General features: G+C 70.7%; 8 protein-coding genes. 3 read left to right on the forward strand and 5 right to left on the reverse strand.

Translation table 11 applies throughout. The annotated features are described in order from the left end of the window. Positions 1 to 372, forward strand: a 372-nt coding sequence (locus tag VGR06_RS25195; protein ID WP_327561591.1) for a TetR-like C-terminal domain-containing protein, incomplete at its 5' end; no start/stop codon positions are given. Here the strand turns inward: VGR06_RS25195 and VGR06_RS25200 are convergent. The 5 genes from VGR06_RS25200 to VGR06_RS25220 form a co-directional block, all read right to left on the reverse strand. After that, positions 365 to 1,123 carry a hypothetical protein gene (locus tag VGR06_RS25200; protein ID WP_327561592.1) on the reverse strand — a complete coding sequence of 253 codons (759 nt, stop codon included), beginning with the start codon at positions 1,121 to 1,123 and terminating at the stop codon, positions 365 to 367. The genes VGR06_RS25195 and VGR06_RS25200 overlap by 8 nt on opposite strands. Beyond that, complete coding sequence (locus VGR06_RS25205) at positions 1,116 to 1,655, reverse strand: sigma-70 family RNA polymerase sigma factor (protein WP_327561593.1); 540 nt, start codon at positions 1,653 to 1,655, stop codon at positions 1,116 to 1,118. The genes VGR06_RS25200 and VGR06_RS25205 overlap by 8 nt, the downstream gene beginning before the upstream one ends. Positions 1,656 to 1,754: 99 nt before the next feature. Further along, positions 1,755 to 4,988 carry a DEAD/DEAH box helicase gene (locus VGR06_RS25210; RefSeq protein WP_327561594.1) on the reverse strand — a complete coding sequence of 1,078 codons (3,234 nt, stop codon included), beginning with the start codon at positions 4,986 to 4,988 and terminating at the stop codon, positions 1,755 to 1,757. Positions 4,989 to 5,115: 127 nt separating this feature from the next. Beyond that, on the reverse strand, positions 5,116 to 5,841 hold the full coding sequence (locus VGR06_RS25215; RefSeq protein WP_327561595.1) for an ESX secretion-associated protein EspG: 726 nt from the start codon (positions 5,839 to 5,841) through the stop codon (positions 5,116 to 5,118). After that, positions 5,841 to 7,055 (reverse strand): hypothetical protein, encoded by a 1,215-nt coding sequence (locus VGR06_RS25220; protein ID WP_327561596.1) that lies wholly within the window; start codon positions 7,053 to 7,055, stop codon positions 5,841 to 5,843. The genes VGR06_RS25215 and VGR06_RS25220 overlap by 1 nt, the downstream gene beginning before the upstream one ends. A 234-nt stretch (positions 7,056 to 7,289) precedes the next feature. Here VGR06_RS25220 and VGR06_RS25225 point away from each other — a divergent pair, with 234 nt between their 5' ends. Then, positions 7,290 to 7,994 carry a type VII secretion target gene (locus VGR06_RS25225; RefSeq protein WP_327561597.1) on the forward strand — a complete coding sequence of 235 codons (705 nt, stop codon included), beginning with the start codon at positions 7,290 to 7,292 and terminating at the stop codon, positions 7,992 to 7,994. Further along, positions 7,969 to 8,298: hypothetical protein (locus VGR06_RS25230; RefSeq protein WP_327561598.1), on the forward strand; the 330-nt coding region annotated here is incomplete at its 3' end. The genes VGR06_RS25225 and VGR06_RS25230, both read left to right, overlap by 26 nt.

Raw genomic sequence — 8,298 nt, forward strand, 5'->3', positions numbered from 1 at the left:
GCGAACGGCGGGATGCAGATCCTGGTGCCGGCGACCGATCCGTTCGGCCGGGTCTTCCTGGCGGTGGCCGGGCAGGTGCTGACCACGATGACGTTGGCGGCACCGCCGGACGACTCGGTGCCCCCGGACCTTCGGGCCGACCTGGAGACGTTCCGGGCGAACCTGCTGGCCACCATGGCCGAGACCGGCTACGACGTGTCGGAGAACGTCCTCGGAATCGGGACCGCCTACGCGATCCTGAAGTTCTGGGTGCGGCTGTACGGGCAGATCGCGCTCGAGGTGTTCGGCCGCTTCCCGTTCGCGGTGGCCAAGCCGGAGCCGTTGTTCGAGGCGTTGCTGACCGACCTGGTGCAGCAGGTCGGCCTCACCTGACCGATTTCGCGACCGCGAGCGCCTCGTCGAGGGTGAAGTCGCCCTCGAGGCGAAGGGTCACGTCGCCGGCGGTCCAGATCAGGGTCTTGGCGGACAGCCGGGCCGATTCGGTGTGGTACTTGCCCTCGCGGTCGACGTAGACCACCTCGTGCGGGCGGTCCACCCAGACCCCGAAGTCCTCGCCGACCTGCACCCACTGCACGCCGTCGCCGCCGGAGATCTTCTTGAACAGCGCCTGGTCGAGCCGGCCGTCGAACTCGTCGAGCCGGACGGTGCCGCCGCGGTAGATCAGCGACACGATCCGCGGCGGCGTCCCGTCGGCCAGCAGCACCTTCTCCGGTGTGCCGAGCGCCTCGGGCACCGACACGGGGAAGCGGGAAAGTCGTTGCGCCGTGGGCAGGTCCACGGTCCGCTCGCCGGGCAGGGTGACCGTGGTGGGCAGGGTGCTCGGCGGCGGCGCGGATTCCGAGCTGAACTCGATTCCGGCGAAACGCAGCAAATGCAACACTGCGGCCCGCACCGGCGGGGATACCGTGACCAGGACTCCGAGGGTGATCATTGCGGCGACCAGCACCGCCGCGACCCGGAGCAGGACCGACCCGCCGAACGGCGCCCGACCGCCGCGCGGCGGGCCGGTCAGCCGTGCCCGCACCGCGTGGGTCAGTTCCCCCGGTTCCGGCGGTGCGGGCACATCGAGGCGCGCGCCGAGATCCCGTAGCACGGCCTCGAGGAGAACGTCGGGCTCAGTCATGCGCCGCCTCCTCGCGAAGGCTCGCGGCGACCACCGGCCGCAGCCGGGCCAGCGCGCGGGACAGCCGGGACTTCACCGTGCCCTGCGGCCAGCCGAGCACCTGCGCGGTCTCGGCCTCGGACAGGTCCAGGAAGTACCGGCAGGTGACCACGAGCGAGTCCCGCTCCGGCAGCGCCCGGACCGCGTCCAGGAGCGCGGTCCGGGACGCCCCGGAGATGGCCAGCGATTCCGGGTCGCGGTGGTCCACCCGCTCGTCCAGCCCGGCGACCCGCAGCTCCAGCGCCGCCCGGCGGCGGGCCCCGCGGTGCAGGTTGCGCGCCTCGTTCGCCACTATCCGCAGCAGCCACGGGCGGAACGCCGCACCTGGCCGGAACCCCTTGAGCCCGCGGAACCCCTTCACGAACGCCTCCTGCACCACGTCCTCGGCGTTCGCGCCCGCGCCGAGCAGGTAGGCCGTCCGGTGCGCGACCGCGCTGTACCGGGCGACCAGGACCGCATAGGCGTCCAGGTCGCCGGCCCGTGCCCGGTTCACGGCATCCTGATCAGACGAGTCGTCCGTGTCTCGCTCCTCGCGCGAGGCGATGTCACCTTCTCCTACACCACCGCGCGCGAACGGGTTCCACTCATGTGCTCAGGCGAACAGGCCGCGGATGTCCTCAGCGTCCAGGCTGGAGCCGAAGGCGTTGCCCTCGTCCATGACGCTGGCGAACAACTCGGCCTTGCGTGCCTTGAGCGCCATCACCTTCTCCTCGATGGTGTCCTTGGCGATCAGGCGGTACACCATGACGTTGCGGGTCTGCCCGATGCGGTGCGTCCGGTCCACCGCCTGCGCCTCGGTGGCCGGGTTCCACCACGGGTCGAGCAGGAAGCAGTAGTCCGCCTCGGTCAGGTTCAGCCCGAACCCGCCGGCCTTGAGGCTGATCAGGAACACCGGATCGGAGCCGTCCTTGAACCGCCGCAGCAGCTCGGCCCGCTTCCGGGTCTGGCCGTCCAGGTAGCAGTAAGCCACGCCGGCGGTGTCCAGCCGCTCACGGACCTGGCCGAGGAATCCGGTGAACTGGCTGAAGACCAGGGCACGGTGCCCGCCGGCGATCACGTCGTGCAGCTGCTCGAGCAGCGCGTCGAGCTTGGCGCAGGGCAGCTCCCGGTGCTTGTCGTCGACCAGCCCGGCGTGCAGGCTCAGCTGGCGCAGCAGGGTCAGCGAACTCAGGATCGTGAACCGGTTCCGGTTCACGTCGTCGATCAGCCCGAGCACCTTCTGCCGCTCCCGCTGCAGGTAGGTCTGGTAGAGCTTGCGGTGCTTGGGATGCAGCTCCACCTCGAGCACCTGCTCCTGCTTCTCGGGCAGGTCGGCGGCCACCTGCTCCTTCGTGCGCCGCCGCATGAGCGGTTTGACCCGCCGGCGCAGCTGCGCGAGCAACTCGGTGTCGCCGCGTTTCTCGATCGGACGGGCGTAGTAGTCCTGGAACCTGGTCGGGCTGGGGAACAGCCCCGGCGCGGTGATCGACAGCAGCGACCACAGCTCCATCAGGTTGTTCTCCATCGGCGTGCCGGTGATCGCGAGCTTGACCGGCGCCGCGAGCTTGCGCGCACACTGATGGATCTTCGACTGGTGGTTCTTCGCGAACTGGGCCTCGTCCATGATCAGCCCCGACCAGCTGACGGCCGAGTAAGCGTCGAAGTCAAGCCGCAGCAACGTGTAAGACGTGACGACCACGTCGGCGTTTCCAACAACCTCGTCGATTTCCTGCCCGCGGCGCCGCATCGTGTCGGTGACCGCCACGACCTTCAGGTCCGGCGCGAAGCGGGCGGACTCGGCGACCCAGTTGGACACCACGCTGGTCGGCGCGACGACCAGGAACGGCGGCAGGCCGGGGTCGGCGTTCTTGGCATGGCTGATCAGGGCCAGCGACTGCAACGTTTTGCCGAGCCCCATGTCGTCGGCGAGGATGCCGCCGAGCTGGAACTCCCAGAGAAACGCCAGCCAGCGGAACCCGTCGAGCTGGTACGGCGGCAGCTCGGCGTCGAGCGTCTCCGGCGGTGGGTTCGCCTCGATCGAGTTGACCGAACGCAGGCCCTCGAGTTGCCGCTGCCATGCCTTCGCCTGGCGGCCGACCACACCCAGCTCGGCCAGCTCGTCCCACAGTCCGAACTGGAACCGGCTGATCTTGAGCGACCCCGGCGAGTCCTGCAGCGCCCGGGCCTCCTCGATCAGCCGCCGAAGCGCCTGCAACTCGGGCTTCTGCAAGGAGAAGTAGGCGCCGTCGGCGAGCAGCAGGTGCGACTGGTCCCGGCTCAGCGCCAGGAACACGTCCAGGAACGGAACCTCACGGTCTTCGACGCTGATCGAGACTCCGAGGTCGAACCAGTCGGTCTCACCCGCTATGTCCTCCGTGGACACGCTGATCCGCAGCGAGTCTCCGGCCTCGCGGTAGTTCGCCGGCTCCCCGCCGATCTCGACCTCGACCCCTGGCCGGTCCCGCAGCAGCGGCAGCATCTCGGTGGAGAACCGCATGGTGTCGATGCCGCCGAACCGGCTCGACCCGAACACGTCGGACGGGATGTCGAGTCCCGCCAGGATGGCCCGCTCGGCGTCCAGGTCCCGGTACCCCTGCCCGGGTTCCGGGTGCAGCGGAGCCGGCATTCGCGTGTCACCGACCTGGTATGCCCACTCCCAGCTCAGCTCCAGGTCGTGGCCGGTGCCGTAGTCCGCGTTGAGCACCAGGGTGGGCGCGGAGATCTCCGGCGGCTCGAAGGAGCCGTCCGAGGAGATCACCGGCGCCAGGTGCCGCAGCCGCGGGTAGAACTCCGCCCCGAACCGCGCCAGCTCGGCGGCCGGGACCGAAAGGCACCGGTTCTCCATCGCCAGCTGCTGCAGCTGCGCCGGCACCGGCCTTTCGAGTTTGGCCAGTTGCAGATGCCACTCGTCGGGGCCGGAGCCGTCCCGCAGCTCCGCGCGGTTGACGAAGACCACCCCGTGACCGTCGGCCCCGACGAACCGGAACGGCGCCGCGTCCAGGTCGGACCCGCCGAGCCGCAGCACCGGGCTGATCACCAGCAACCCGTCCGGCCCGCCACCCGTGACGTCCACGCACAGCTCCGCGGACGCGTGCCGCGGCACGTCGCCGAGCCGCTTGCGCGAGTGCACCACCCGCACACCGATCTCGTCGGCCTCGTCCAGCAGCGTCCACAGTTGCCGGCTCTCGAAGGCGGCCAGGTCGATCGTCTTCTCGTCGCGGTAGGAGTAACGGCCGGAATCGTCCTTGCCCGACTGGTAGACCGCGAACAACTCCCTGAGCAGCCGCACATGTGCGGCGACGAAGTCCTGGGTGTAATACGAATGGACCAGCCGAGCCCAGGGTGGACCGGCGCTGTACCAGCCGTTCCTGCCCGGCCGCACCATCCTGGCGAGCACGGTTGAACCATTCTGGCTCAGCTCGATGGCCAGCGGCGTCCCACCGGACCGGTCGGGGCCGCCGGTGGGCGCGGAATCCAGCAGCGACCGCAGCGACTGGTCCCAGGTCACCGGCCGGGGTTTCGGGCTCCGTGGCGCCGGCGCCGCACCACCGCCCGCCGCCGACAGAGCCAGCGCCACCACGTGCTTGCAGTTGAACCCGACCGGACAGGTGCACTGGCCCTGGTCGAACTCCAGCGGCGGCTCGTCGTCCGGGACGAAGTAGACGCTCGTCTCGTAGACGTCGGTGTCCCCGACAACCGTGCCGTGTAACGCGAAGTCCGCGGGGTCCCAGCGCATCCGGGTAACCGGGTGCTGCCGGGCGAGCCGGGCGCCCCGCTCGAAATAGTCGTCCCGGACAGCGTCTTCCAGGCTGTCGACGTCGATCAGGGCGGAGTGCAGCAGTTGCATGGGGCACAAGTTATCGAGGCGGTCTGACAAGATCAGGAGACGCGCCCGCCCTGGGGTGACTGTGACTGAAGTGGTTGGAGTGCGATGAAAGCGTCGTTCCTCACGCCGGGTGCGAGGAACGACGCTTTCATCGCACTCTCGTCCGAGCAGCCGCGAGCATCTCGCTAAGCCGGTACGCCAGTTGGGCGTTGTCAGTCGGTGTGAGCGTCGTCCAATCCTCCCCATCGGGCCCGCGCCGGACCGTGCTCGCGTAGCGCCCCTGGTCGGTGTCGAGCCACGCGAGGCCGGGCAACCGCCGCCAGCCCCGGTCGTCCCGCAGCATGATCCCGAGCTGCCCGACGCGGCGCAGCGGCCGCTCCATGACCGACGCGACCAGCTGCCGCTCGACACCGTGGTTCGTCGGCCCGCCCGCCGGGCGCAGTACACCCGACCTCGCGCCGCGTCCCAGCGCCGAGACGGGCAGGGTGACCGACCGACCCGGCCCCGGCCGGCTCACCGGCAGCAGGTCGACGACCGAGGAGATGACGGCCGTGTCCCGAATCCGGGTGAGCACGACGGACCGGTCCAGCTGCACCGCACGCACGGCGTGCCGCCCCCGGCCGGCCGCCACCGCCCGCACCATCCGGCCGTCAAGCTGGGCCACCAGATCGACGGTCACCTCGGGCCGGGCGAGCAACCGCAGCATCGGCCCCGCCGCGTCGCCGCGATCCCCCAGACCGTCGTGCACGCCGGCCCGGATCCGCGCCCGCTCCTCGAGCGTCCTCCCGTGCCCCGGTATTTCCAGCGGAAACGGGACGTCCCCGAGCCCCAGGTCCTCCCACAGCACGTCGAGCTCGGGCAGGGGCAGCTCCACTACTCCTCGTCCTCATCCACACCGAGCACCGCCGGCGCGGTCAGCTCGTCGCTGCCGAACAGCGACTCCGGGTCGTCCTCCACCAACCAGGCGGGCCGCTGATGCTCCGTGTCCTCGTCCCCCTTGCCGGTCCCGGCCCCCAGCGGCACCCCGCCCAGCCCGGCGCCGCCACCCCGAGCCCCGGCCACACCGCGCCCGGCAGCCGCCTCCGCGGCGGTCACCCCGCCGGCCCCGAACCGCGCACCGCCGCCGAGCCCACGTCCGGCGCCGCGCCCGGGTTCCTCCGGTCCACCCGGGAACGGCCCGGCGCCCCTACCCCTGGCCGCGCCGCCGGCCTCCCCGCCACCGCCAGGAGCGCCGCGCCCTGGACCACCACCGGGCACGAATCCACCGCCCGGCCCGAACCCCGGACCACCCGGCGTTCCACCCGGAAGTCCCGGACCCGACCCGGTCTCACCGACCGGCCCCGGCACCACGGGAACAGGAGTGTGCGACCCCGGAACCGTGACGCCCGGCCCCGGCTGACCCGGCCCGCCCTGCGCCGGACCGGAAGGACCGGACTGTCCCGGCGTTCCTCCCGTCGGCCCGGGACCATCGCCGGGCCGCGGCCCGCTCGGCCCGGTCCCCGGGAAGACCGGTCCACCACCCGGCCGTGGCCCACCGGGCTCCGGCGGCGGCACCACCGGCGGCCGCCCGCCGCCGTCGTCGTTCAACGCGGGCGGCGTGGTGAACGCGGGAATGACGCCCGCCCCCTGCCGCAGGTGCCCGTCCCGTGCCGCGACCGTCACCAGCGCCTCGCTGTACGCCGCGTCCGACTTCTGCTTCTGCGCGTACAACCGCTGCGGCAGCGCCAGGATCCCCGACAACCCGGCCTTCCCCGCGTCCTCGAAGATCTGCACCGGGTCGTACGGCACCGGCTCCGGCATCCGCGCCTTCGCCTCACCCACCGCCGCGCTCTGCTGCCGCACGGCCGAGCTCGCGGCCGAGAAACCCTCCCCGGCGTCCTGGCTCCACTGGGCCACCTGCTCGAGCCGGTACCGCATCGCGTCCGCCGCCAGCCCGGTCCACCCCGCCTCCGACCCGGCCACCGCCTGCTGCAACCGGACTCCGGCCTCCGACAGACCGGCCCCCATCGACCCCCACTGATCCGCGACGTCCTCGGACACGGCCGGCTCCGCCGCATCCGTCCACGCCTTCAGCTCCTCGTGCGACATCCCCCGAAGATGCCGGTCCGGCCGAGGGACCCCAATTCCCTGTTGATCAGAATTGCCGTCCGGCATGGCCACCCCTCGGTAGTCGACTCCCTACGCAGGGAACTCTAGTTGTCGGATCCGCGTCCGAAGTGTCGTTCGGCGAAGTCACCCGCACGGGCTATCCGTGCGAGCGTTGCAATGATTAGAGTCACTGTGGGAGCGCGCTCGGTAATTGCGCAGAGGGGTGGGGCGTCAATGACATCTTTTTCCGTGCAGCCGGCCGCCGTGCGGCAGCTCGCTCAACTGGTGGGCCGGGCCCGCGACGACATCGCGGCTACCCAACAGCATCTGGCGAAGATGCAGAACTTCCAGGGGGGCGAAGGAGTCATCGGCCGGCTCACCGGTGGGCACCGGGACGCCTACCAAGCACTGAACGATTGGCTCGGCAAAATGGCCAATTCCACGCTAACCTCCACGGCGCAATCGATCAACGACGCGGCGATCTATTACGAGCGTACCGACCAGGCGTCCGCCGAGAAACTGGACGGCACCTACCCGGCGGCAGACGCGGCCGGGCAGCGGAAACAGACCGGCTACATCAGCGCGGATGGCACGCCGGCGGAGTTCCGAGACGTCGACGTGCCCCGGGGCCGGCTGAACGACCCCAAGGACTACCGCGATGAGATGCGAGGCAACTACAACTGGTGGGACCTTGCCAGCCCGACGGCTTCGTTGGGCGCGGCGCTCGAGGCCGTCAGCCATGTGGCGCACTGGTTGGGGCTTCTCGAACGTCCGATAAACCCGCGGGAAGAGATCGTCAAGCCCTGGGTCGGTGACTGGGCGGGCGCGGGCCTCGGCGGACGTGCTGAACGACGTCGGTTGGGCGGTCAACGACGTCGGCATCAACATTCAGTGGGCCTCGCAGGGAACCCAGGTGGTGTGGCAGGGCAACGCCGGTGACGGTGCCGCCGTCCATCTGATGAAGCTGGTCCCGCCACTGGAAGAGGCGCACACCCGGATCGACAAGCTGGCCGGGCAGTACCGGGTGGCCTCCGAGGAGATGGTCAGGCTGCGCGACGCCGTGGTCGGGGATTCCGCCGCCGAGGCGGCGGCGGCGGCGGCCGTAGCGGGCGGCTCGGCATCCACCGGAATCGGGGTGCCGATCGGGATTCTCGCCGGGGCGTTCACCAGCTACAAGATTTTTCGAGTGGCCGAGGGGATCAGGGAGATCCTCAAACTGATCGGCGACATCGACGACGTCATC

The organism is Actinophytocola sp., assembly GCF_036002505.1.
GTDB lineage: Bacteria > Actinomycetota > Actinomycetes > Mycobacteriales > Pseudonocardiaceae > DASYTH01.

Bases quoted from the DNA above. Each gene is read 5' to 3' on its own strand.
- VGR06_RS25200 (WP_327561592.1), bottom strand. From the start codon at position 1,123: ATGACTGAGCCCGACGTTCTCCTCGAGGCCGTGCTACGGGATCTCGGC.
- VGR06_RS25210 (WP_327561594.1), bottom strand. From the start codon at position 4,988: ATGCAACTGCTGCACTCCGCCCTGATCGACGTCGACAGCCTGGAAGAC.
- VGR06_RS25220 (WP_327561596.1), bottom strand. From the start codon at position 7,055: ATGTCGCACGAGGAGCTGAAGGCGTGGACGGATGCGGCGGAGCCGGCC.
- VGR06_RS25225 (WP_327561597.1), top strand. From the start codon at position 7,290: ATGACATCTTTTTCCGTGCAGCCGGCCGCCGTGCGGCAGCTCGCTCAA.